This window comes from Pedobacter sp. D749 (assembly GCF_019317285.1).
Taxonomy (GTDB): domain Bacteria; phylum Bacteroidota; class Bacteroidia; order Sphingobacteriales; family Sphingobacteriaceae; genus Pedobacter.
In genome coordinates this window covers 1,532,979-1,557,554 of the sequence record NZ_CP079218.1, presented here as the reverse complement: position 1 = coordinate 1,557,554, position 24,576 = coordinate 1,532,979, and the positions used below count along the sequence as shown (strand labels likewise).

General features: G+C 39.3%; 19 protein-coding genes. 9 read left to right on the top strand and 10 right to left on the bottom strand.

What is annotated here, in order from left to right:
- Positions 1-58: 58 nt before the first annotated feature.
- From KYH19_RS06395 to KYH19_RS06375, 5 genes are all read right to left on the bottom strand, one after another.
- Positions 59-1,639, bottom strand: coding sequence for a phage tail sheath C-terminal domain-containing protein (locus KYH19_RS06395; RefSeq protein ID WP_219078020.1), 1,581 nt, complete (start codon positions 1,637-1,639; stop codon positions 59-61).
- Between the two features lie 121 nt (positions 1,640-1,760).
- Complete coding sequence (locus KYH19_RS06390; protein WP_219078019.1) at positions 1,761-1,919, bottom strand: hypothetical protein; 159 nt, start codon at positions 1,917-1,919, stop codon at positions 1,761-1,763.
- Between the two features lie 26 nt (positions 1,920-1,945).
- Entirely contained in the window at positions 1,946-2,095 is a 150-nt protein-coding gene (locus KYH19_RS06385) for a hypothetical protein (protein ID WP_219078018.1), read from the bottom strand.
- Between the two features lie 324 nt (positions 2,096-2,419).
- Positions 2,420-2,923 (bottom strand): hypothetical protein, encoded by a 504-nt coding sequence (locus tag KYH19_RS06380; protein WP_219078017.1) that lies wholly within the window; start codon positions 2,921-2,923, stop codon positions 2,420-2,422.
- A complete protein-coding gene (locus tag KYH19_RS06375; RefSeq protein WP_219078016.1) occupies positions 2,920-4,137 on the bottom strand; it encodes a hypothetical protein in 1,218 nt (405 codons plus the stop codon). Before KYH19_RS06375 ends, KYH19_RS06380 begins: the two co-directional genes overlap by 4 nt.
- Positions 4,138-4,637: 500 nt before the next feature.
- On the opposite strand from KYH19_RS06375, the gene KYH19_RS06370 reads away from it, so the two are divergent.
- The 5 genes from KYH19_RS06370 (at position 4,638) to KYH19_RS06350 (ending at position 11,275) form a co-directional block, all read left to right on the top strand.
- The gene (locus tag KYH19_RS06370; protein ID WP_165902572.1) at positions 4,638-4,775 is read left to right on the top strand and encodes a hypothetical protein; all 138 of its coding nucleotides are present in this window, start codon (positions 4,638-4,640) and stop codon (positions 4,773-4,775) included.
- An 838-nt stretch (positions 4,776-5,613) separates the two neighbouring features.
- On the top strand, positions 5,614-8,577 hold the full coding sequence (locus tag KYH19_RS06365) for a DUF11 domain-containing protein (protein ID WP_219078015.1): 2,964 nt from the start codon (positions 5,614-5,616) through the stop codon (positions 8,575-8,577).
- Between the two features lie 21 nt (positions 8,578-8,598).
- Positions 8,599-9,297 (top strand): hypothetical protein, encoded by a 699-nt coding sequence (locus KYH19_RS06360; protein ID WP_219078014.1) that lies wholly within the window; start codon positions 8,599-8,601, stop codon positions 9,295-9,297.
- Positions 9,298-9,331: 34 nt separating this feature from the next.
- A complete protein-coding gene (locus tag KYH19_RS06355; RefSeq protein ID WP_132396105.1) occupies positions 9,332-10,276 on the top strand; it encodes a gliding motility-associated C-terminal domain-containing protein in 945 nt (314 codons plus the stop codon).
- Between the two features lie 18 nt (positions 10,277-10,294).
- Positions 10,295-11,275: a type IX secretion system membrane protein PorP/SprF gene (locus tag KYH19_RS06350; protein ID WP_219078013.1), complete on the top strand. Its 981-nt coding sequence runs from the start codon at positions 10,295-10,297 to the stop codon at positions 11,273-11,275.
- 44 nt (positions 11,276-11,319) lie between these two features.
- On the opposite strand, the gene KYH19_RS06345 is transcribed toward KYH19_RS06350, so the two are convergent.
- Entirely contained in the window at positions 11,320-13,200 is a 1,881-nt protein-coding gene (locus tag KYH19_RS06345) for a gamma-glutamyltransferase family protein (protein ID WP_219078012.1), read from the bottom strand.
- A gap of 162 nt (positions 13,201-13,362) precedes the next feature.
- Complete coding sequence (locus KYH19_RS06340) at positions 13,363-13,686, bottom strand: TfoX/Sxy family protein (protein ID WP_132396111.1); 324 nt, start codon at positions 13,684-13,686, stop codon at positions 13,363-13,365.
- Between the two features lie 148 nt (positions 13,687-13,834).
- Here KYH19_RS06340 and KYH19_RS06335 point away from each other — a divergent pair, with 148 nt between their 5' ends.
- The gene (locus tag KYH19_RS06335; protein WP_132396113.1) at positions 13,835-14,119 is read left to right on the top strand and encodes a hypothetical protein; all 285 of its coding nucleotides are present in this window, start codon (positions 13,835-13,837) and stop codon (positions 14,117-14,119) included.
- Positions 14,120-14,174: 55 nt separating this feature from the next.
- Here the strand turns inward: KYH19_RS06335 and KYH19_RS06330 are convergent, their stop codons facing one another.
- The 3 genes from KYH19_RS06330 to KYH19_RS06320 all read right to left on the bottom strand — a co-directional run bounded on the left by KYH19_RS06330 (position 14,175) and on the right by KYH19_RS06320 (position 18,403).
- Positions 14,175-15,593, bottom strand: a complete 1,419-nt coding sequence (locus KYH19_RS06330) for a glycoside hydrolase family 28 protein (protein WP_255562574.1) — start codon at positions 15,591-15,593, stop codon at positions 14,175-14,177.
- A 48-nt stretch (positions 15,594-15,641) separates the two neighbouring features.
- Positions 15,642-17,270, bottom strand: coding sequence for a sodium/sugar symporter (locus KYH19_RS06325; RefSeq protein ID WP_219078011.1), 1,629 nt, complete (start codon positions 17,268-17,270; stop codon positions 15,642-15,644).
- Positions 17,271-17,395: 125 nt separating this feature from the next.
- Positions 17,396-18,403 carry a LacI family DNA-binding transcriptional regulator gene (locus tag KYH19_RS06320; protein ID WP_193423874.1) on the bottom strand — a complete coding sequence of 336 codons (1,008 nt, stop codon included), beginning with the start codon at positions 18,401-18,403 and terminating at the stop codon, positions 17,396-17,398.
- Positions 18,404-18,889: 486 nt separating this feature from the next.
- On the opposite strand from KYH19_RS06320, the gene KYH19_RS06315 reads away from it, so the two are divergent.
- The 3 genes from KYH19_RS06315 to KYH19_RS06305 all read left to right on the top strand — a co-directional run bounded on the left by KYH19_RS06315 (position 18,890) and on the right by KYH19_RS06305 (position 24,492).
- Positions 18,890-19,777, top strand: coding sequence for an inositol oxygenase (locus KYH19_RS06315; RefSeq protein ID WP_219078010.1), 888 nt, complete (start codon positions 18,890-18,892; stop codon positions 19,775-19,777).
- Positions 19,778-19,838: 61 nt separating this feature from the next.
- Positions 19,839-22,883: a TonB-dependent receptor gene (locus tag KYH19_RS06310; protein ID WP_219078009.1), complete on the top strand. Its 3,045-nt coding sequence runs from the start codon at positions 19,839-19,841 to the stop codon at positions 22,881-22,883.
- 10 nt (positions 22,884-22,893) lie between these two features.
- The gene (locus tag KYH19_RS06305; protein ID WP_219078008.1) at positions 22,894-24,492 is read left to right on the top strand and encodes a RagB/SusD family nutrient uptake outer membrane protein; all 1,599 of its coding nucleotides are present in this window, start codon (positions 22,894-22,896) and stop codon (positions 24,490-24,492) included.
- Positions 24,493-24,576: the final 84 nt, after the last annotated feature.

Genomic DNA, 24,576 nt, shown 5'->3' with positions numbered 1-24,576 from the left:
CTTGTGCGCTTACACCATCTGCCATAATATTATCTTTTTAAATTAATGTATAAATCTGTTAACTGGAAACCGCCATTTCCTGTTGGAAAGTAAGCACAATAAACTCTGCAGGGCGTACCATGGCAACACGCACGGTTACGTTCATAAATCCGTTCAGGATGTCATCGGCGGTCATGGTTGTACCTAAACCGCAATCTACCGAAAAGGCATCTGCAGCGGTTGATCCCATCAATCCACCTTCTTTCCAAATCGTGTTCAGGAAACTGCTGATCATTGCTTTAACTGCTTCCCAGGTATTTTTTACATTGGGTTGGAAAACGTAAGAATGTGCTGCCAGTTTACAGGATTGTTCGATCATAATCATGGTTCTTCTTACCGAAATGTACCTCCAGTCCTGGCTGTTACCTTCCAATGTTCTGGCACCCCATACCAAAATACCAATGCCGTTAAAAAAGCGTATGGCATTGATGGATTTACCTGAAACCGGATCGATGTTAAGGCTACCCTGCTGGCTTTCTGATAAATTGATGGGTAAGGATACCGCGGTAGTAATAGGAGTATTGGCCGGAGCCTGCCATACACCTTCCTGGTTATCAATAGTGGTCATTACACCTGCCATACCTGCACTTGCCGGAAGAATATTGGCAAGTCCCAGTACATTTTTAATAATGGTGGCATATACCTTACTCGCGTTGATTAATGCATTATTGTATTGTGTTACCGTTAATGGTGCTCCCGGAGGATTTTCAATATCATGAAGAATGGCTGCAGCCGTTGGATTGGGGTTTGATGGCGGATTTAACAGTGGTTCCAGCTGCTTAACATCGCCGCCAAAAAGATTGGTGTAATTAATGTCAGTGCTTTCCATAATAGTGGTACCAATAAAAGGATAATATGCAACGCCATAACTCAAACCCTGCTCACCTGTATGCTCCCTGAAAGTATTAATATCGGTAGAATAGGTTAGAGGATCCGGGTTTCGGCCGCCAATAATGTCGAAAACTGATACCGCAGTTTGCATGTTCTGGCTTTGCGCCAACATACTTTCCATCAGGGTACCATTATCATCTACCGATAACAAAGTGGCTTCCGGACAGATGTACATGGTAGGTTCCTGCTCGTTAAGTAAAAGTTTAAGGCCACTTTGAAGCTGTGATAAGGAAACATTTGGATTAATAATCTGCTGTCCTACACCCATTGGCTGTGCAGATGCAGGGCCATAAGTACCTACAGATACGATATAGGCTTCTCCCCCTCCATTTTGATAAAACAGTTCAATACTGTTGTACATGTAATAAATGGTATTGGGATCGGGTAAAATGGAGTAGTATGCACCATTGATGATCATATAATCACGATCAGTGGGTTCGCTTTTTTGCTGTACCAAATAATATTCGGGACTATACTGTACCGCCGGACTTGCTGGTGGTGCCGGGTTAGGATAACAATAAATTGACTGAAACTCGGCAAATGATGTAATTTTATACGGCACGTTGGTATAGGATTTACCATTGTATTCTGCCTGGGGCGTATAGCCTATAAATGCCGGAACTGCAGTAGCCACCGCGACTACGCTATTGGGAAAGGCATTTTGCTCATTGATGTAAACACCAGGAGACTTAATGTTTGATGCAATCATAACTTATTTTTAGCGGTTATTGGTTTTTAAATAAACATACATGGGTGAAGATAGCTGTTCGGCCGCATTATCCGTTACCTTATTGTCCACTCGGGTATGGGTGTTGGCAGGCCCTTAATAATTATTGTGGCTGCACAGGCTTATTATGGATTGATGCCGGATGGTTGATCAGGCCGAATTTGTATACATAACGGCTTAAGTTACGGTTATGATCGGCAGTAGCAATGGCCGTATCCGCAAAGCCCATCACTCTTGGCGGCGCTGGCTGCTCTTGTTTCATCAACAAAATGGAATTAACCCTCGAAATCATGAACCAAGTATACCTGCTAAACCCGTGGCCATAGTTGCTGAAACAATATGATAAGTAAAAGTTATGGATTTTTTTAATTTATCCAGCAAAATTAAAAAACTGGCTGTATCGCCACATCCTACAACTATTTCTTTCTCTTTTAACATGTTATTGTTTGGTTGATTATGAAACCAGCACACTTTCATAATCACAACTTCTGGTTGTATCAAATATCAACAAAAGAAATAGAAAGAAGTAATGGATAAAGGCCGTATTTTCACCTTTTACAAAAAGGTGAAATGCGCAAATACCTGCTAAAATATGATACCTTATGTAAACAAATGATAATTTAGATAAGCACTCAATTCCCTATAACAAGAAGTAAAAGTGAAGAAGTTTCTCACGGACTGGTTTTCTATAGAGACATAAACATAGTCCAAAGATTCTCTCTACTCCGCGTTGCTCCGGAGATGACGCCTATTGATACCAAATCACTTATTAAAACAGCCTTTAATTACCGAGAAAAGGTAGACCAGAATTATCCAACCCACGATCAGAAATTTTGGCCAGGCAATAAAATCTGTTCGCCAAAATTCAGCCAGATTTCCAGGGTGGTGGAAACTATGTAGCAGTCTGACATTCTCAATAACATCCAATGAGCCAATTAAGAAGGCCAGAAATAAATTAAACCGTAACAATTCATTTAGACAATTCGTTTTTTCTCTTTGCATTTGGGCATTGGACAGGGTCATGATGAGCAATACATAGACCAAAATAAACAGAAAATCGAGGTGTGTATTCTTTTGTGCGAGGTTTAAAAGTGTTTGGTCGCCATACAGCGTGTCGCTCCAAAGAGAAATGATCTCCGTTCCTGTATCTTTATTGGCTAGTTCGAGATTAATGATTCCTTTACCACTGAATTTCTGGAGGATATTTCCCTGAAAAGACATTACACCACAAACGATAACAAATGCTAAAATTAATATCTTTTTCATTGCTGGCCTCCTTCCTGTTGTTTTAAAACTTTTACAACTGCAGTCCCATTTTTATTTGGGTTATTAATGCAATGAATAAAGGCTGCCGCTGTTTTTTTGAAATGCTGGGGTAAGGGATGCAATTCATCTGTCCAGCCATTTTTACCAACTGATCCTCTCGAATCGATATGGAACACCCGGTTCTCACCCAACATGTCGGTAAAAATGCGACCAATATCAATCATCATTTCATTAAAGAGGTAAATCATGGCATAAACAATTTTGCGCTGATCTTCGGGATCGTAAATACCTCTGAGCTGCAAGGGCGTTTTTAGCCATCCGCCATGTCCGAGAAAGGTCCGTGCAAACAACCGATACCATTTGAGCGGATTATATCCTGTTATCTTTTTATCACTTGGAATGGCGTAATCGTAACCTTGCGTAATAATCTGTATGCCCGGAAATTTACCATTTTCAGCCTTGCCTTTACCCCCCGTAAGAATCCCATTGATAATAAAGTAATATTGGAGTTGAAAAAATGCCAGCAAAGCATAAAAATCTTTTGATATGAACTGAATACCCCGCTTAAAATCTTCCGGTTTGTCGGGCGGATTAGCTGCGTTTTGACAGAGGTATTTCGCAAAGGCACTATGTTCAAATTCGTTAGAATCTGCTTTATGTGTAACCATCGCTGCTATTCTCCTGTTTCCAACCAGATCGTTACCTCCCCCGCTAATGATAAATACATCGGGTTGGAGTGTAGAAAGCTGTTCCACATATTTTTTGGCACTAAGCATATTCATCAGCCAATCGCCTCCTGAGGCGAGGCTATAAACAGCGATATTTTCTTCCATAGCAACCCAATCGATTACATCACTTAAAAGAACAGGATAATTGAACCAGGAATCGCCCTCTACCACCACTACCCTATTTTTAAGACCATTGTGCTTAGCCGTATGTTTACGGAAATTATTTTTCACTTTTTTTATAAAGCGGGTATTACGCTGGCTGTTTTTTAATGCATCTACTTTGGCCATAACTGGCGCTAATGCTGCTATCTTCCGTACTTGCTCCAGATTAAGATCGTAGATGTGCTGAATAATCCCAGAGAGATCAAACTCATTAATCTCAGGCCGCAGCGCAACAAGTTCGCTCACCGTGATTTGGTTATTGAGCAGTTTTTGGATCAGACAATCCTTTTTATCCGGATCCATGGGTTCATGATCGTTGGTCATAGCATTTCTTTGGTTTATTTTGTAATATAAATTACCTAAAATTTATTTCCATAAAGCTGAGCATGTTCCTGCTCATAAACTTCTCTACAATTTCTTCTCCTGAGAGCAGCTTGCCGCGTAAATCTGCAACAGCAATATTCATGAGTTGAAAGATTTTAGATGATATCGCCCCTAAGGCACACACAAAATCAACCTGGGATATACTGCGTATTAAATCAATTGAAAAATACAATGCTCTACCGAAGATAACAGTTCGCTTTAACCTACAGCAGTCATTTATCGAATAAGTAAATATAATGGATCACCTGGTAGTTTCCAATATATAAGTACATTTGGAAACAATTGCAATTGCATATTATCAGCAATGGTTCAAGCAGGTTTTCCGGAATAAAGTAAGTCAATCCTTAACATTTACGAAACATAATACTTACATTAGAGCATTATTTTTGCAAACACAAACCAGCCTTTCTTTGTTTATAAGCAGATTAAAGCGGCACAACATGGAAAACGAAATACAATCTGAAAGGGATATCCAATGCGAATTCCTGAATATTTTTAAATTTATATGGGCAGCTTGTGGCATAGCGCCATTAGGTGAAGCGACAGGCAATCCGGAACCAGAAAATACAAATTCTTAAACGGGCATAGAAGTATCAGTATAACCTATAATTGACCTTAACTTCAGAGCAGGCCAATATCAGGTTACATTATTTCTGCCAGATAGATAACCTCGGGAAAACGCAGGATTGATTTGCCATTACCAGAAATTTGGATTTGATTTTTTGCGGCTAATACTGATCAGCTTCCGGCACATTAACATTCATAATGCATTTAGTTTATTCGAAATGCCAATTAATGCTGAATATAACATTGAGCCATATAATATTCAGCTTGGTCCATTTGCATATTCATCATCTAAAACTCCTCTATAAAAGCATTAAAACCATGCTGGATAATAAATTTACATCCTTAATTATTAGCGGTTTTTTAAACAAAATCCTGGTTAGATTGGTTTTCAGTCACCGATAAAATTAAATCCCTATGTAAATCACAATATTTTTACAAAAAAAACATTTTTTCTAATCCCAAATGCTTCATCGTAGTTTCAGACTTGTAAAAACACCACAATTAATTGACTACAAATTAGTTGTTAATTAACAAAATTAAAAGAAGATAATCGGCTTTTGACTAAAGGCGTATCAGTAGAAATACAGGTGATTAAATTTATGCAAAAAACGCCTTTAAACAGCTTTAAAGTGTATTAAAAATTAATATTAAGGGTGTTTTTTAATATTTTTTTTTAATTACTTTCGACCGTATAACCCAAATAACTGACACATTCGAACTACACAATAAATCAAACCTAATCTATATAGGCAATTGATTTATTATGCCAAAATTTATTAAAACGGCCTCAGCCTTTAATGAATTATTAGATCCATGTTTTAGTCACATATGGGTTCCAACAGTTTATTTATGATCAGGGCTTTTCTGGTGTTTTTATTTAGCGGGTTACTGGGATTAATATTGCTCTGCTCAGCAAATATTGCATTTGCACGCCATGAAATTAAAACCATAACAAACGCTGGCGCTAATAATTTATCCTTTCCTTTTTCTTCAAAAACCAGCACAAACACTATAAAACGTTTATCGGCAAGCAGCTATTCAAAACATTACATTGCGCCTGCCCCATGGCAATATTGGAGTAAAGCCAATGAAATTGTTATTACATCAGATATTGGAACCGTTACCGGAACAATATATAAAAGTGATGGTACACTATTATTTAATTTTACCTGTTTGCAAGGTACACCTTATGTACAACGCTTCACTGGATTGCCTAAGGACGTGCCTGCGCATCCCCTAAATACGGTATTAACGGGAGCCGGATTAATTATAGAAGCAACAGGATCCATTTCTGTTAATTTAAGAAACGTTGCTTCTGATGATTTAATAATTAATGATCCTGATGAGTTAAAAAGAAATGACGGTTCTGATGCGGATATTAAAGGCAACGCCTCTCTTTTTAGTTTCGGTGATGCGGCAATTGGAACGTCTTTTCGTGTAGGTTACTATCGGGATGGTAATCTTGTGGTGAGTACCAACCCTCTAGATAAGCCCCACCCTCCAATATATAGCATTATGGCTACCGAAAACAACACCATTGTTAAAATTGGAGGCGTGGCTACAGCTACATTAAACGCCGGACAAAGTTATCTGTTCAATGCACCGATGGGAACGTTGGTAGAATCGTCTGGATCGGCGGTAATGAATACTGCTGCAGATCTGGATGCACCCGGAGGCTGTGGGGATGGCGCCTACAATCCAATTCCACCAATAGCCTCGCTGGGGCAAGAGTATGTAGTAGTTAGAGGAGAGGGTAATTCAACCGCCGAGCAGACTACAGTAATTGCAACCGAGGCTAACACCGTAGTTACCGTTACCGACTTTGACCTGAACGGTGTTCAGAAAAGAGTAACTAACTATACACTGGCACAAGCCGGCGATTTTAAAACTTTTGCTCATGGTTACGTTAATGGAACTTATAGCTACAATAATCCACCAGGTATAAATACAGGCCGGTATTCATCATCAAGAATTCAAGCCAATAAAAATGTAGAAGTATTTTCAGGTACGGCTGGTATTTCTGACGGTGGTGGTTGCGAGGTTGATGTTGCGACTTTAGTGCCAATATCCACTTGTTCGGGGTCCAGAAAAGTAGAAACCACCAATTTTACTGCTTATAGCAACAGTGATTTATCTTATTTTGGTTACATCATTACAAAAAGTACAGCTAAAATCTCTCTAAAAACGCAATTTGGTACAACCAATTATAATGGCACCGATATTGAAACCATACCAGGCATTGGTACACGTAAAGCTTTAGGAACTTCCGGTTTATATTTAATCCGTTTCACAAAGGCAAATATTGGCTCACCAAAAACAATCATCATTAACAGCTCAGAACGACTTACAGTAACGATGGTGCAACAAGGTGGTGGTTTCTCCATGTCTAACTTTATTTCCCGTTTCCCTGAAAAGGCCGATCAACCTCTCGTATCGCAAAGCAACTGTGCATCTGCAACGCTTACCGCAAATCCGAATGCTTCTTCATATCAGTGGTATCTTAACGGAAATCCGATAAGTGGTGCAAACACCAATACTTATGTGGCTGGTGTTTCCGGCAATTATTCAGTAAGTTATAGTTTAGATTGTGGCATTAGCGCCCCTTCGCTCCCTTTAAATATTTCACTTTGTAATATCGACCGCTCCATTACTAAAACGATTGATGTGCCTTACCCTGAATTAAACAGCAATGTGGTATTTACCCTTAAGGCCGAAAATTTAGGTAATGGAAATGCGGTTGGGGTATCGGTTACAGATCTGCTTCCCGATGGTTTTTCTTATGTGTCGAGTGTAGCGCCATCAGGTACAAGTTACGATCCTATTTCCGGTATATGGACTATTGGCGATTTGGCCAGTAATGCCAGTATTAGCTTAAAAATTACCGCAAAAGTGATAAAAACAGGCGTAAATATAAACACCGCTACCATTACTGGTTCGCAACCCGATCAGGTAAGCAATAACGATCAGAGTTCGGCTACAACCACTACCGGCTCTGGCGATAGAGAAGTGTGTGTAGGCACAGCCATGAACAACATTATTTTTGATATTCCACCAGGTACAAACGGTGTCCAGGTTACGGGATTACCAGCCGGGATAGATGGCAGATATGATAATAGAACAAAGAAATTAACAATTAGCGGTACGCCAACTACTGCAGGCCCACCCATGACTTATACCGTTTCTAATACTACAGGAACGCCATTCACTACAACAGGTTCAATAACGGTAAATGGAAATGTAAGTACTCCTGTTTTTAATACCGGATTAACCAATAAACACTGTATGGGTACCGGAACCGATACCTATGTTGCAACGGCAACAAATGCAACAAGCATAGTCTACTCCATTTTACCCTTAGCGGCAGGTATTATTGATGCAAACAATGGTAAGGTAACCTGGGATAATACATTTACGGGAACAGCCACCATAACAGCCACAGCAAAAGGCTGTACAGAGAAAACGACCAATTTTATTGTAATCGTAAACGGGCTTCCAAATTTAACATTGGGTACCGAACCCGAAATTTGCCAGGGTTTTACCACTACATCTCTCCCTTATACCAACCCATTAAACAATCCAACAACCTATAGGATAACCTGGAATACACCAGGTTTTAATGCTGTTAGTAATCAACCTTTGCCAGCAGGAAATATTCCGCTTAACATTCCCGTCAATGCTGCATTGGATACCCATTCTGGTGTGTTAACCATTGAAAATGCAGCGGGTTGCAGCACTCAAATTAATTTCAACATTAAAATAAATCCAAAACCATCAGCACCACATGTGTCGGTGCAAACTAATTCACAATATTAAACAAACAAACAAATCGTCCCCATGAACAATTCAATTACAAAAACAATTTTAGCAGCTATCTTTTTCTTAATCTGTACATTTTCAAGCGTATCTGCTCAGGTAGTATTACCAACCACAAGCGGAGTTAATTTATTCTGCGAAGGCTCAGACCTTACATTGCCTCCCCCCCCAGATGGTGCAAACTGGATTGTTAAATACAGTGAAACTTCAACAACTTCAACAACTCCACCAAGTATAGGTGTCACCTTGGTTTCAGGAAAAATTCCAGCTGCAGATTTAAAAACCGGGTATTATTATTTAAGTTCTAAATCGGCCGCACAAGGCTCCTGCGAATCGGAATTACAGGAAATTCCGGTATATGTGCTTAAACCTTTGGTTGTTACTTTTACTCCTGCTAATTTCTGTCTTGAAAGTCCGCTCGCTCAAATAGGGAACGTATCAAGTATTGATGTTAATACTCAGGCCTTTGCCTATCAGTGGTACACAGTTGATGGCACTGTAGAAACTGCAATATCAGGAGAAAACCAGATAAGTTATACTCCTGCATTACCAATAACAGCGGGACCGAAAAAATACAGGTTAAAAGCAGGTTATGTAATTAATGGCAATAAATATTGCCCACAAGATGCAACTGAGACGATTACCGTTACGCCTAAACCTGTAAAACCAACCATTACGCCAGGAATCATTAATGGCACGGCACCAGCAGTTACTTTCTAAGTAAAGTCTCGGTTTTCAGCATATTGATGTATAGATGAAGCTAAGGATATATTCCTTTCTGCCTTTGGCTATATTGTTGTTTTTTATTCAAACAGCAAAGGGCCAAATTGCACCCAACGGGCGGCAAACCATTTCGATCAGACCAGGATCGTCGGTGGTTTTGCGTGCAAACTCGGCTGAGACAGCATCATTTATATGGTATAAGGATAATGTGTTGGTGCAAGGACAAAATAACCCAACGCTGATTACGGCAACAGCTGGTATTTATAAAGTAGTTGCCTCAAATCAATTTGGCTGTACATCCGATATTTCAGATGAAATAGAAGTTTTGGTATTGCCACAAGCTATTGCAGATGTAGCCGTCACAAAACGCTCAGAAGCAAAGCTCGTAGTGGGCGATCAGGTTTTTGAGTACTACTTAAATGTTAGAAATAATGGTACTGATGATGCCACCCAACTAATGATCAGGGATGCTCTTCCAGATAATATTTCTTTAGAAAACCTGGACCAACCAACCGATGGAATGGCGACCTACGACCAGATCAACAGAACCATTAACTGGAATATTCCCTTACTGGCCAATGGCAAGTTTGCAGAACTGGTAATTAAGGTAAGGTCTAAGCAATTGGGCATGGTGACTAATACAGCTACTGTAACTGCAATAGAATTTGACCCTAACCTGGCCAATAATACATCAACCGATAAAAAAGAGATTTCAGGCTTAAGAATTCCAAATGTTTTTACGCCTAATGGGGATGGCAAGAACGACACTTTTTATATTGAACACCTGGAATCTTTTGAATCGAAAGAGGTAACGATCATTAACCGTTGGGGAAGTACAGTTTATCAATCCAGTCACTATCAAAACGACTGGACTGCACCAGGATTAGCAGATGGAACCTACTTCTACATAGTTAAAGTTAGAAATGGAACAACAACCTGGCAAGATTACAAAGGTTATATCACAGTAATCAGGTAAATAAAGCAAAATACAGACATGAACATTTTGAAAAGGATACTTCTTTTTTTGATCATTACGATATCATCCGTTAAGGGTTTTGCGCAGCAAGACGCCCAGTTTGGGCAATATGTTTTTAATGGTATGTATATCAATCCCGCATATGCGGGTTATAAGGAAGAGCTTTACCTCCAGGCTTTTCTCAGAGCACAATGGACCGGCATCAGGGGAGCACCACAAACCCTCTCTATATCAGCAGATGAGGCAATAAATGATGAAAGTTTGGGAATGGGGCTAATTGTAAGCAAGGATAAAATAGGTGCACAAAATACGTTAAATGCATCGGCAAACTTCGCTTACAGGATAAAACTCGATCGTACGGAAACCAATATCCTCGCATTCGGTTTAGGTGTAGGTGTAATACAGACAGCCTTAAACGGCAATTTACTAGACCCTATTGAAATGGGCGACAATCGTATCCCGACAGGGTCAACAAGTCAGACCATGCCCGATATACGCGCTGGTATTCATTATTCAAATGAGAAGTTTTTTATCGGTTTTTCGGCAAATAATCTCTTGTCAAAAGCCTTATCCGTATTTGACGATTACCATTCGCTAAACGTTAAAATTCAGCCTCATTTTTACCTGAGTGCAGGAGTTGCATTACCTCTGAATAACGATTTTGTTTTTAAACCAACCTTTTTAATTAAAGATGATTTACATGGGCCAACTTCATTAGATTTAAATGCCTTTTTACTGGTAAAAGAGCGTTTCTGGCTTGGCGCAGTTTATCGCACTTCAGTGAAAATTTACCCTAAAGAGAACCTCCAACCTGGATTAACCAGTAGATCTGCTATTGGTTTCATCAGCGAATTATTTATCAGATCTAACCTGCGTATTGGTTATGGTTATGATTACAGCCTCAATAAACTGAGCAATTATGATTATGGCTCGCACGAAATCTCAGTTGGCTATTATATCGAAACCAAAAAGAGCCGAAGACCAAAGTGTTATTTTTAGGTAGCAATGGAAAAAATACAGTGCAGATTAATCAAACAAATGTACTACCATGCAATGCCATAATCTTCGCCATGGTTACTTGAGCCACCTTGCAAGCTATTGTGTTTCCAATCAAAATAAATAGCATTGATCGGGCCGCTGGTACGTTCTGAAAAACTGAGCGTATATCCCATTTTTTTTAGTTCAGTACGCACCTCCTCTTTGGTGTTGGCATTTAATAAGATCTGACCAGGCTTTGGTGCTCTGTCGCTCGTTTTAGTACCACCTAGCGAAAGCCAAAGTTGATTGGTATTAAAATTAGCGGCTTCGGTTGCCCTTTGCACATTCATATCAAATTCAGCCATATTTAAAAAGAACTGCAGCAAGTTCTGGTCTTGGGTATCACCACCCTGAACTGCGGCAGCTATAAAAGGTTTACCATCTTTGAGAAATAGTGAGGGCGATAAGGTCACTCTTGGTCGTTTGCCAGGTGCAACAACATTGAAGGGGTTTAAAGCAGAATCGAGCACAAAACTTTGCATGCGCTGACTCATTCCAATACCAGTATTACCGGCAATACAAGCCGGAAGCCAGCCTCCGCTTGGGGTAACTGATACCACCCAGCCTGCTTTGTCTGCAGCTTCTATCGACGTTGTTCCCCGCCATAAACGGTCTTCATAAATTTCTTTTGGCGTATTGTTACCCAGGTCGTGTTTTGGTGCAAAATTACGTTTGGCTGTATCAAGGTTAAAACCCCTGCTCTTTAACAGATTTAAATATGGGTTTTTCTTTCCCTCATATGGATAAGGATCACCAGGACCTATGTTTGCATCATTTTTATCTGCCTGAATAAGTGAGGCCCGTTGTTTTGCATAATCTTTACTTAAAAGGCCTTTAATTGGCTCAACTGGATTTTGATTAGGATCTCCATAGTAAAAATCACGGTCGGCGAATGACAGATTCATAGCCTGATAAACAGTATGGATATATTTCGAGCTATTGTAGCCCATTGCTTTTAGATCAAAATTCTCTAATATATTCAATGCCTGGAGTAAAACCGGACCCTGTGTCCACTGTTTTAACTTGTACACTTTAATTCCTTTATAATCGATGCTTAGCGCTTCTTCTTCAACCGGTTTCCATTTCGCAAGATCATCCATGGTAATTAAACCACCTTGTTCTTTGCTTCCGCGAACAAATTCTTTCGCGATGTCTCCTTTATAAAAACGATCATAAGCGGCCATTAATGCCTCTTGTCGGTTGCTTCCTTTCTTTAACGCTGCTTGTTCTGCTTCAACCATTTTGGTTAGGGTGGCCAACAGATCTTTTTGAACAAAAACTTCCCCTGCTTCTGGCGCCTCCCGTTTCTCACCCAAATGTGGCAACAATACCTTTTTACTGTAAGGCCAGGTTTTAATTAATTGTTTATCCCGCTCCATACTATTTGCAGCCTGTGCTTCTATCGTGTAACCTGCGGCCATGTGCATGGCAGGTGCTAAAACCTGACCCAAACTCATGCTACCGTATTTACTCAGCATGTAGATCAGGCCGCCGGGTGTACCCGGGGTGGTGGCGGCCAAAGGACCGTATTCTGGCGGAAAACTATAACCTTTAGCTTTAAAAAAGGCTACGGTTGCTCCGGTTGGGGCAACACCCATTGCGTTTATGGCGATTACCTTTTTGGTATTCGGATTGTAAATCAGCGCCTGTGTTTCTCCTCCCCAGCTCAAGGTATCCCACATGGTGCAAGTAGCAGCTAACATGGCACACGCCGCATCAACAGCATTTCCTCCTTGCTGAAAGATCATTGACCCTGCTGTTGCTGCCATCGGCTTTCCCGTGATGGCCATCCAGCTGTTACCGTACAGCATCGGCTTTTGCGTTTGCTGTGCAAATAAAGGACGAAGAAAAAGTGATAATAATAGAAACAGGACTAAATTTTTCATACTTCCAATATAGCTAAAATATCTACTACAACAATCTGCGTCAGTACTAAAACCCTTAATTCAGGGCAATAAAACAAGCTTGTTACGAAATTTAAACAAGGTTACAACAGCCAATAAGTTTTTTAGTAATTTATACATCAGTACTAAAGTTAAATCCTGCCTTTATTTCTTTTTCCTGGGTTTGGGCTCGGGCAGTTCAGCTACGGTGATGCTTACCAGTTTTTTTAGCCAATCGCTATTTTCCAACTGCTCTTCTATTAGAAATTGATTTTTTGCGCCCGGATAAGGTGGTGCTTCCACAACGTCAATTATATATGCTCTTCCCGATAAAGTAGGCTTAACAAACAATTTATTATCGCATACGAGCGCAAATAACTTATAGTCAAAATACAAACCGTATTCACCAAACATTTTCTTACAGGTAACCTGTCCGGAATAACCAATCTGATCGATAACAAAGTCCACGAATTTCTGATCTGATGCCATTTGTAAATTGATTTAATTTAAACTTTAATTTGATTAAAATCTTTCTTTTGATTCTGGTTTGCAATAATACGCTTAATCACTAAATTTGCCGCCCTAAAAGCGGGTTGTTTGTTCAGGCAAACCGTTGTACTAAAAGTAAAATTATAAAATGGAAGAAAACGATTTTGTTTCTATCTGGCTGGAAGAAACCGGAAATCCTGCAATTGAGAAACTAGAACAGCTAAACCTGGAAGTTGCCCTTAAAACGACAGCATTACTTGCCGTAAAAGGTTCAACTGAAAACGACCTGGCGTTTATATTGGATATTAATCCTGATGAAATCAAAAGGTGGTTAACTGGCAGACATATTTTCAGTATCAAAACCATTAATGAAATTACAGCTGCATTAGCTGAAATTGACACCAATAACACCGGAAAGCAACAGATAAACTAATATATAAATTGCAACAGGGCTGGCTCACGAACGTAGCCCAGGTATTTAAATTTCTTTACTTCTCTACTGTAGTTTCGCTAAAGTTAACTGTTTTAAGTTTACTCACATTCTTTTCCTCCAAAGCTTTTCCTGCATAGTCTGGCTTATTTGTACCCCATACTACATTGCTGTTAAGTAGGCTGATGTATCCGGTATTTTCAAAATAAAACCCCGCAATCGCACTTTTAACGAGCCCTTCAACATTGCTTGGCCTGCGGTCATATACTCCTCCTGCTTCTTTTGTTGTTTTATCAAGGTAAACACTAACCTGGTCAAAATAGATCTCAGAAATTTTATCAGGACTTTCACCACTGATGTATACACCACTTTCTCCTGTACATCTGATATTACTGAAATAAATATTTTTAACTGCTCCAACCTTGCCCTTGGTTTGGCCCTTCGGTAAACGCCAGCCAGCATCTTTATTGTTGCTGGTTGCTCTTGGATAAGCGGTAATATAAATCGGCTCCGCCTTGCCCCACCATACATCCGAAAAAAGTTTCGATTCGATAAACAGGTTAGAAAAAATCACATTATTTACGGTACCCTCATCACGGTTTTGAATACCAATACCGCGGTTGCTCTTTCTGATATTGCAGTTATTGATCAGTACATTGCTAATCCGGTCCATATTTTCTGAACCTATTTTAATGGCACATGAGCTGGAGGTCATGGTACAGTTACTAACTACAATGTTTTCACAGGCGCCATATTCTTCAAATTCACGTCTGTTTTTTAAGCAGATACAGTCATCACCCGATTCAATAAAACAATTGGTAATCCGCACATTTTTACTGTGATCAAGATCAATTCCATCACTATTACGGATTTTAATGCTGTTGAGTAATGTTATATTGGATATCGAAACATCATTACAACCGATTAAATGAACGGTCCAGTAGGCAGAATTTTGAAAAGTTACCCCATCTATATTCAGTTTATTACAGCCGGTTAGCGTAAGCAAATGCGGTCGCGGATCTACAACATTAAAAGGTTTTAAAACATACGAGTCGCTAAGCTCCTCCCCCATAAACGAAATTCCATTCCCATCAATCACCCCTGTTCCGCTAATGCTCACCTGTTCTAGTTTTTCTCCGCCTATCCAGATGGTACCTTCACCTTTATTGCCTCTAAAAGCACTTTGCGTATACAGTTTTTCATCAGGACTGGCCAGGAGTTTAGCACCACCTTCTACCCTTAAATCAACAAACGATTTTAAGTTAAAAGGACCGGCTAAAAATACATTCCCGGCGGGTACAATTACCTGTCCACCCCCTGCTGCAGAACAGGCATTGATAGCTTTCTGAATGGCAGCTGCATCGTTCGTTTTGCCATCGCCAACTGCACCGTATTTTTTAATATTATATAATTTGTTTTGGGCCATCCCACTGAAAGAAATCAGCAGTGCAAAAAAAAGTAAAATTCTAATCTTCATTTCAATTCGTTATAAATATACAATGGGTTATTTTAAGCCATGACTTGCTTACCAAAAGACGGTATAAAGCGCTGCAAGAATACCACAGATAATAACCGAGGCAATGGTAAACGCCGGAGTAACCTTAAACATACTGCTGTCAATTTTCAATCCCTGCGGGTTATTTTCACTTTTAGGATCGGTTAAGGTTACCAGAACCATTAAACCCATAATAATCACAAATACCCACGACATCCTGTTCAAGAAAGGCATCGGTGCAATAGCGCCGCTGGTTAGAGTAGGCAGGAATTTAAAAAAAGTAGATAAAGGGATGGTTAATAAAGAAGCGGTAAGCGCTGCACGTGAAGTGGTTTTCTTCCAGAAAAAGCCCAGTAAAAAGATTGCAAAAACACCCGGCGAAATAAAACCTACATATTCCTGAATAAACTGATAAACCTGATCGAAACTGCGCAATGCCGGAGCGATAACGATAGCGATTAAAGATGCGACAACCACAGACCAGCGACCAACCGAAACCAATCGGTTTTCTGAAGCTTCGGGTTTAATAAACTTCTTATAAATATCAAGTGTAAAAATAGTGGCAATGCTATTACATTTTCCGGCAAGTGAGGCTACGATAGCAGCAGTAAGCGCAGCAAAAGCCAGTCCTTTTATTCCTGCGGGTAATAAATTCATCAGGACCGGGTAAGCATGATCGGGCTTAACTGTTCCGGCTGCATCGAGCATTTCGGAATGGAAATAACCACGTTGATAAAGCACGTAGGCTGCAATACCTGGAATAACAACAATTACCGGAATGAGTAATTTCAAAAACGCGGCAAATATTAATCCGTTACGCCCAGTCTTTAAATCGGCTCCTAATGCCCGCTGAACAATATACTGGTTACAACCCCAATAATTTAAATTATTGATCCATAAACCACCTACCAGTACCGCAATACCAGGCAATTCATTGTAAAATTTATCTCCCTTAGAAAATATCATATGAAAATGATCAGATGCTTCGCTGCGTAACAAAGGAAGCGAGGCCAAAACGCTGGGTGCATCCAGTTTTTCAGCTACCAGTTTAAGTGCCATATAACAGGTAATCAATCCACCTGCTACCAAAACAAAAACCTGTATTACATCGGTATAACCAATTACTTTCATGCCGCCAAGGGTGATAATGGCTGAAAAAATGGCCAGAAAAATGATACAGATATTAAAAGGAATACCCGTAATGGTTTCAATAGCAATGGCACCAAGAAAAAAAATAGAAGTTAAGTTTACAAATACATAAACAAGCAACCAAAAAACAGCCATTAATGTACTTACCGTATTATTATAACGGTTAGACAGAAACTGTGGCATGGTGTAAATTTTGTTCTTAATGTAAATGGGCAGAAAGAATATGGCTACAATAATTAATGTAGCGGCAGCCATCCATTCGTAACTGGCAATGGCAAGCCCCATTGCAAAACCCGAACCCGACATACCAATAAAATGTTCGGCAGAGATATTAGAAGCAATGATAGATGCACCAATTGCCCACCAGGTGAGTGAGCCTTCTGCTAAAAAATAATCCTTCGTATCAGTACGTTTTTGTTTCTTGCTTCGATAAACCCAATAGCCGTATGCCGAAACAATGATAAAATACATTAAAAAAACAACATAATCGAATACAGACAAGTGATTCATAAAGATTTTTTACATTTGGTTTTTTTTAAAAGTCAGAAAAAATCCCAATGTTGAAGGTTTAATTCAATTATTTAATTACGTAAACGTTTTCGCCTATCAGCCGGCAATAACCTAAATTTATACTGTTAACAACCTGTAGATTCGCGTTTGGTTAATACAGATTTTAATATGATATTCTGCTCATCATCCAGTTGTTTATTGTGAAGGATTTTGAAAAGACATTTTGCTGCTTCACGTCCAATTTCAAAGGCAGGCTGCGAAATTGTTGTAAGCGAAGGACTTAAGAGTTTTGCCGTACTCAGGTTAGAAAAGCTGAGTACTTTAACATCATCCGGAATCTGTAAACCCAATTCTCTACAGGCACAATAAGCAGGAATGATGAATTCTTCAATAGAAGAAAACAGTGCATCGGGTTTATACTTCCCAAGCAATTCCTTGATCTGTTGCAGGTTAAATTCTTCATCATCATGATATTTAATCACGAGTTCATCCGAAGGCGCCAGCCCATGTGATTTCAGTGCGTCCAGATAACCCGCAAACCTTGCTTTACCTGCCGGAAGATTTTCGAGACCAAATAAATAGGCAATTTTGGTACAGCCACACTCAATTAAATGTTCAGTGGCCTGAAAAGCAATTTCATAATCATCAGTAGTTACTTTAACCGCATCCAGGTTTTCATACACCCGATCGAAAAATACCAGCGGGATTTTCTTAACCAGATTGGCATAATATTCACTATTGTATTCACTGCTTGATACCGAAGTAAGAATACCATCTACCCTCCCGTTTAACAAACTGTTGGTAAAAGCTTTTTCTGCCTCTATGTTTTCGTGGGTTTGATAAATGAGCACATGGTAACCATACTGCCGGGCTATTTCTTCAATCCCCATGATGGATAAGGAGAAAAAATTATTGGCTACGCAGGGGATAACTACTGCAACAGTTTTTGTTTTATTGCTCCGAAGGTTACTCGCTGCCGGATTTGGTGTATAATTCAGTTCTTTAGCCAAAGTCCACACCCTGTTTTTGGTTTTTAAACTGATTTCATGACTGTCGTTGAGGGCCTTAGAAACGGTTGCGATAGAAATGTTCAATTCCTGAGCTAACCGCTTAATATTAACTGTTTCCGCCATGTATTTAATTTTGTTTGTTAGTTTTTTGAGGTTTACCCGGCCTTACCGCGAGAATTACGATAGGCCAAACCCGCTCTTTTCTTCATCAGCACTTTCATCAAAAACAGTAGCTTCCTGGCTATACGGATATAAACAGAGGAAGTTGAAGTTAAAAATAAGTTAGCTGGTTCAGCAGCCCAATATCTTTTCAATTATGAATAAATAGCTGGCCGCACACGCAAATATAAAATAATCGCAACATCATCGTCAATTTTTTTCTTTTGTATGTTTCGCTAACATAAACCCAGGCCGGACAGCATCTGCTAAGCCGGCAACAAATTGCAACCACTCAAATTAAAATTTTAATTCGTATTCCGCAGTACGAAATAAGATTTTACGTAATCGTTTAAGTAAATAAAGTTGGTCAAACATAAAATTTTAAGCTTTCAAAAACTCAACTTTAACCCAACAACCAACAAAATTTTATTCAAATCAATTTCTAGCCTTATGAGAAACCAAAGTGCATCGTCAGAGGATAACCAAAATCCGTTGCAAAATCTTGATCAATGGGAAGATGATATATTAACCCGCTATCCGGATCCTAAAAACATCAATGCTGACAAAAAAGAAGAGCAGTTCAGAAATTACGAAGAAACAGAAAAGGATAGTGTAAAAGAATTTTACAGACTTAACCATACCTATCAAACATACGATTTCGTAAAGCAGAAAAAAGCAGATTACTTAAAGTTCGACAAACAAGAGATGCCTATCTGGAGTGCGTTTGATTTTTTGAATAAGTTAGTAGACGATTCTGATCCTGATACCGATTTAGACCAGATGCAGCATTTGTTGCAAACATCTGAGGCGATCAGAAACGACGGCCACCCCGATTGGATGGTATTGGTAGGCTTAATCCACGATATGGGTAAAGTGCTTTGTTTATTCGGAGAGCCACAATGGGCTGTAGTTGGCGATACTTTCCCGGTAGGTTGTGCTTATTCAGATAAAATTGTTTATCCTGAATTTTTCAGTCAGAATCCCGATTACAACAATGAAATTTATCAAACCAAACTGGGTGTTTATACTCAAAATTGTGGGCTGGATAATGTAGATATGTCTTGGGGGCACGATGAATATGTATACCACATGATGAAGCCCTACTTACCAGAACCGGGTTTATATATGCTCCGTTACCATTCTTTTTATTCACAGCACAGGGAAAATGCATACGATCACCTGATGAATGAAAAGGACCATGAAATGTTTAAATGGGTTAACCTTTTTAACCCTTACGATTTATATTCTAAAAATCCCAATCAGAAAAGCTGGGAAGAACTGGAATCTTACTACAAAGCATTGGTGGCTAAATATTTACCGGCTACCATTAAATTTTAAATTCTATCTCCAAACATTAATAACTAAATAAACAATTTATGAATCTAATTTTACAAAAATCATGAGATTTAAATGTACACGCTTAAAGTATAGTGGCATATTTATGCTGCTTTTACTCATCAGCCAGGTATTTAATGTTACCTACGCGCAAACTGAACGAAAAATTACTGGAAATTTATTAGATAACACAAACCAGCCCGTAATCGGTGCGTCTGTTTCAGTAAAAGGTACTTCGAAAGTAACTTCTACAGGTACAGATGGATCATTCAGCATTTCAGCAAAAACCGGTGACAAAATTCTTTTCAGTTTCCTGGGTTATCAAACTAAGGAACTCACCGTAGGTACAGCGTCTACTTATAAAGTTACTATTTTAGAATCTACGGCCGCTCTTAATGATGTGGTTGTGGTGGGTTATGGTAAAAGTTCAAGAAAGGCTTTAACCAGTTCCATATCTTCAGTTAAAGGAGATGATTTGAATAGGGGGGCTATCAGTGATATTGGACAGATGTTACAAGGTAAAGTTCCAGGTTTAAACATTACCAAAAATGGAGATCCTACCAAAACTGCAGCAATCATTATGCGTGGTGCATCAACCCTTCGCGATGGCGCTCAATCGCCATTATTCGTAATCGATGGAGTAGTTGGCGCGGATATTTCCATTCTGGCACCTGATGATATTGCTACAATCGACGTATTGAAAGATGCTGCCGCTTCTGCGATTTATGGTAACCGTGCTGCAAATGGTGTAATTATGGTAACCACGAAAAAAGGCGTTGCCGGACAAACCCAAATCTCTTATAACGGCTATTTTGGTGTAGAAAACGTTTCTAATCGTTATGATATGATGGATTCAGATCAATTACGCGCCTTTTTAGCAAAAACCAATACTGCATTAACGCCTGCGAATGATAAAGGTGCCAACACCAATTGGCAGAATGAAGTACAAAGAAGCAATGCCCTGTCTTATAATCACAATGTTTCATTAAGTGGCGGAACAGAGCAAACGACTTATAACGCAAGCATTAATTATTTTAACCAGAAAGGTATCATCAAAGCCAGTGGTTTAGATAGGTTTATAGGTCGCGTGGGTTTGGAACAAAAAGCTTTCAACGATAAATTAAAGCTTTCGTTTAACTTAAGCAACTCCGTAAGTAATGCAGATTTAGTTCCGTATAGAAATACGGTTCTATCACAAATGCTAACGTATTTACCAACTGCACCGGTTAGAAATCCCGATGGAAGTTATTTTGACAACCTGATTCAAAGCAATTATTACAACCCGGTTTCCATGCTGGAAAATGGCAAGGAAAACGTAAAAACGAAAAACATTTTAGGAAGTGTGAGTGCAAACTTAAAACTACCATTTGGCTTCACCTATGACATAAATGTATCTTACCAGAACACAGAAAATATTTTTGGTGCATTTTACAACAGCATTTACACCTCGCGTTACAACAACGTAAGAAACACACCAGAGCCACCAGCTCCCCTAGCTTTTATATCATTGGTTGGCCAAAATGGCGTAGCGCAAAGAAATACATATCAAAATACCAATAAAATTTTAGAAACTTACCTTACCTGGAATAAAAAGTTCGGTGACCACGATATCAATGCCGTTGTAGGTTACTCATACCAACAATCATTAAATAACGACGGTTTTCAGGCCACCTCAACTAATTTTCCTGTTAATGATGTTGGTTATAATAATTTAAGTTTAGGTAATCCTTATGCAATTCCGGATTTTAGGGTTAATTTTAATCCAGATGTTACTTACCAGGAGATTTTACTGATTTCTGATTTTGCCAGGGTTAATTATAATTACAAAAATAAATACCTTATTCAGGGATCAATTAGAAGAGATGGATCGAATGTATTCGGAATAAATGAAACATGGGGATATTACCCATCTGTGGGTGCGGCCTGGAACATTGACCAGGAAAATTTCTTTAAAAATCAAAATCTGATTGGAACATTAAAACTACGTGGAAGTTATGGTATTGCCGGGAACTCAGCGGGTTTCGCGCCATTAACCACGAAGTTAATTTACGGTCAGGTTGGCCAGTTCTATTATAACGGTTCACCAAGAGAAGGTGCTTACGGTGCCATTCAAAATGAAAACCCTGATTTAAGATGGGAGAAAACGGCCACAACCAATATTGGTTTGGATTTCGGATTGTTTAAGGGCAGATTAACAGGATCTGTGGATTTATATGATAAAAAAACAACTGATTTAATATTGTCTTTTGGGGTTGATAATAACTTATTTCCAACAAGTCTCTACACCGCTAATGTTGGTGAGTTAAGTAATAAGGGTGTCGAGTTGGTTTTAAATGGTACGCCAGTGATTACAGATAACTTTAGCTGGACTACCGGATTTAACTTAGCGCACAATAAAAATAAAATTGTTACACTATCGGATGATAGCAGGTTTAACATTGAAGACCGATTGACCGTTACACCTGGTGGTGGAGGGCAGAGTGGTGCATCAATACAAATTTTGTCACCGGGCCAGCCTATCGGAACATTTTTCACTTATAAATATGCAGGTAAAGATGCCAATGGCGTTTCACAATTTTATGATGCTGCCGGAAATGTTAAAACTCAGAATTTACTGGATAAAACTGATTATTACATATTGGGTAATGCACAGCCAAAAGCATTGATTGGATGGTCAAATAACATCAGGTATAAAAATTTCGATCTAAGCATTTTCATAAGGGCTGTATTGGGGAATAAGATTATGAATGTAACCCGTGCTGATTTATTCCGTCCGAGTACCGCACAGTTTACCAATATTCCGGTTGAAGTAGAAAACGAATCTGCAGCTGATTTCAATTCGTATAAATACTCAAGTCGTTTCCTCGAAAACGGAAGTTATTTAAGGTTGGATAATGCGACTTTAGGTTATACCTTTAAGAAAGGAATTATACCAGGCGTTCGATCTCTACGTCTGTACACAACGGCAAACAATTTATTTTTAATTACAGGTTACAAAGGTATTGACCCGGAAATTAATCAAGGCGGTACTGCCCCAGGTGTTGATACCAACAACTTTTATCCAAAAACCAGGACCTTCCTGTTCGGTTTAAACGTATCATTTAATTAATCAATTAGAGATGAAAAATCTTACTAAATATATTGCAGGCGCAGCTTTAACACTAGGTGTGTTAAGTTCCTGCCACAAACTGGATTTAAAGGTGGAAACGCAATTAACTCCTGAAACATTTCCTCAAACGCCACAACATTTTGTACAGTTAACCGGTCAGGTTTATGTACAGCTTCGCCAGAATTGGAGTACCGATTACTTCTTTATGCAAAGCTTAAGTACCGATGAGGCAATTATGCCCGCAAGAGGGGGTAACTGGTATGATGGTGGTGTCTCCGAGGCGCACCATAAACACACCTGGAATAAAGATAATGGGCACGTAGGTAGCGGTTGGGGATGGCTTTCCGGAGTGATTAGTAAAGCCAACCAAAGCTTATTCTTGTTAAAAAATGCGCCAGAATCACCGGCAAAAACTTCGGCCCTGGCTGAAGTTAGGGCAACCAGGGCTTTAGCTTTCTTTATGATGATGGATTTGTGGGGAAATATTCCGGTTGTAACCACTTTTGGTGAGACGACCCCACCCGAAACAAAATCAAGGACTGAAGTATTTAACTTTATTGAAGCTGAACTAAAAGAAGTAATCCCAAACCTGAGCACAGCAACCGGTGCTGCTACTTATGGCAGACCAAACCGTTACACTGCATACGCTATCCTAGCTAAAATGTATTTGAATGCAGAAGTTTATACGGGTACATCGAAATACAATGAAGCGGTAGCCATGTGCGATGCGATTATTGGAGCACCATCAACACCTTATAGTTTAGAAAGCGATTTTAAAAAGATGTTCTTCATTGATAACGGGCCGCAAATCAAAGAATTTATATTCGCAATTCCTTTCGATCCGGGTTTTAGTAATGGTACCATGATTTATTCACGTTATTCTTTGCCACGTTCGTTGCAGGAAAAGTTTAGCTTGAAATTTACACCAAGTGCGCCAATGAGTACCTTGCCTGAGTACTATGCAAACTTTAACGATCCTAATGATAAAAGAAATGCACAGTGGATTAAAGGTTTACAGTTTTTAAACAACGGACGCCCGGTAACAGTTGCGACAACCAAAAAGGGCTATGATCAGTTTTATACAGGTTCAGATGGTTCTGCGCCACTTACCTATCAGGTGGATATTACGCCTACCGTAACCTTAAGAGATGCGTCAAGACCTTTTGATGCCGGAAACGATGAAATAGCCTGGAATATGGGATATAGAAACAATAAATTTTACTGTGACAGCACATCATCGAGCAGAAACCAGAATAATGATGTACCAGTTTTCAGGTATTCAGATATTTTACTCATGAAAGCGGAAGCCATTCTTAGAGGCGCAACGCCTACACAAGGTCAAACTGCTTTGTCTTTAGTTAATCAGCTAAGAGCAGTTCGTACGACATCACCAGCCTGGACAGCAGTAACGCTTGAAGATCTTTATAAAGAACGCTGCAGAGAGTTTTCATGGGAATGTTGGCACCGTAATGATATGATTCGCTTTGGAAAATATGAAGGGAGCTGGGGTTTTAAAACCGATGCACAAACTTTCCATCGCATCATGCCGATTCCGGCATCAGCGTTGATTTTAAATCCGAAGTTGAAACAGAATCCTGGATACAATTAGAATATCCTGCAACTTTTAGAAGAGGTTGTCTCATAAATACATAATGTCATCCTGAGCTTGTCGAAAGACTTGTACAACTGCCTT

Bases quoted from the DNA above. Each gene is read 5' to 3' on its own strand.
- KYH19_RS06330 (WP_255562574.1), bottom strand. From the start codon at position 15,593: ATGAAGATTAGAATTTTACTTTTTTTTGCACTGCTGATTTCTTTCAGT.
- KYH19_RS06350 (WP_219078013.1), top strand. From the start codon at position 10,295: ATGAACATTTTGAAAAGGATACTTCTTTTTTTGATCATTACGATATCA.
- KYH19_RS06360 (WP_219078014.1), top strand. From the start codon at position 8,599: ATGAACAATTCAATTACAAAAACAATTTTAGCAGCTATCTTTTTCTTA.
- KYH19_RS06370 (WP_165902572.1), top strand. From the start codon at position 4,638: ATGGAAAACGAAATACAATCTGAAAGGGATATCCAATGCGAATTCCTG.
- KYH19_RS06375 (WP_219078016.1), bottom strand. From the start codon at position 4,137: ATGACCAACGATCATGAACCCATGGATCCGGATAAAAAGGATTGTCTG.
- KYH19_RS06355 (WP_132396105.1), top strand. From the start codon at position 9,332: ATGAAGCTAAGGATATATTCCTTTCTGCCTTTGGCTATATTGTTGTTT.
- KYH19_RS06325 (WP_219078011.1), bottom strand. From the start codon at position 17,270: ATGAATCACTTGTCTGTATTCGATTATGTTGTTTTTTTAATGTATTTT.
- KYH19_RS06365 (WP_219078015.1), top strand. From the start codon at position 5,614: ATGATCAGGGCTTTTCTGGTGTTTTTATTTAGCGGGTTACTGGGATTA.
- KYH19_RS06305 (WP_219078008.1), top strand. From the start codon at position 22,894: ATGAAAAATCTTACTAAATATATTGCAGGCGCAGCTTTAACACTAGGT.
- KYH19_RS06385 (WP_219078018.1), bottom strand. From the start codon at position 2,095: ATGTTAAAAGAGAAAGAAATAGTTGTAGGATGTGGCGATACAGCCAGT.
- KYH19_RS06310 (WP_219078009.1), top strand. From the start codon at position 19,839: ATGAGATTTAAATGTACACGCTTAAAGTATAGTGGCATATTTATGCTG.
- KYH19_RS06315 (WP_219078010.1), top strand. From the start codon at position 18,890: ATGAGAAACCAAAGTGCATCGTCAGAGGATAACCAAAATCCGTTGCAA.
- KYH19_RS06340 (WP_132396111.1), bottom strand. From the start codon at position 13,686: ATGGCATCAGATCAGAAATTCGTGGACTTTGTTATCGATCAGATTGGT.
- KYH19_RS06335 (WP_132396113.1), top strand. From the start codon at position 13,835: ATGGAAGAAAACGATTTTGTTTCTATCTGGCTGGAAGAAACCGGAAAT.
- KYH19_RS06345 (WP_219078012.1), bottom strand. From the start codon at position 13,200: ATGAAAAATTTAGTCCTGTTTCTATTATTATCACTTTTTCTTCGTCCT.
- KYH19_RS06320 (WP_193423874.1), bottom strand. From the start codon at position 18,403: ATGGCGGAAACAGTTAATATTAAGCGGTTAGCTCAGGAATTGAACATT.
- KYH19_RS06390 (WP_219078019.1), bottom strand. From the start codon at position 1,919: ATGAAACAAGAGCAGCCAGCGCCGCCAAGAGTGATGGGCTTTGCGGAT.
- KYH19_RS06395 (WP_219078020.1), bottom strand. From the start codon at position 1,639: ATGATTGCATCAAACATTAAGTCTCCTGGTGTTTACATCAATGAGCAA.
- KYH19_RS06380 (WP_219078017.1), bottom strand. From the start codon at position 2,923: ATGAAAAAGATATTAATTTTAGCATTTGTTATCGTTTGTGGTGTAATG.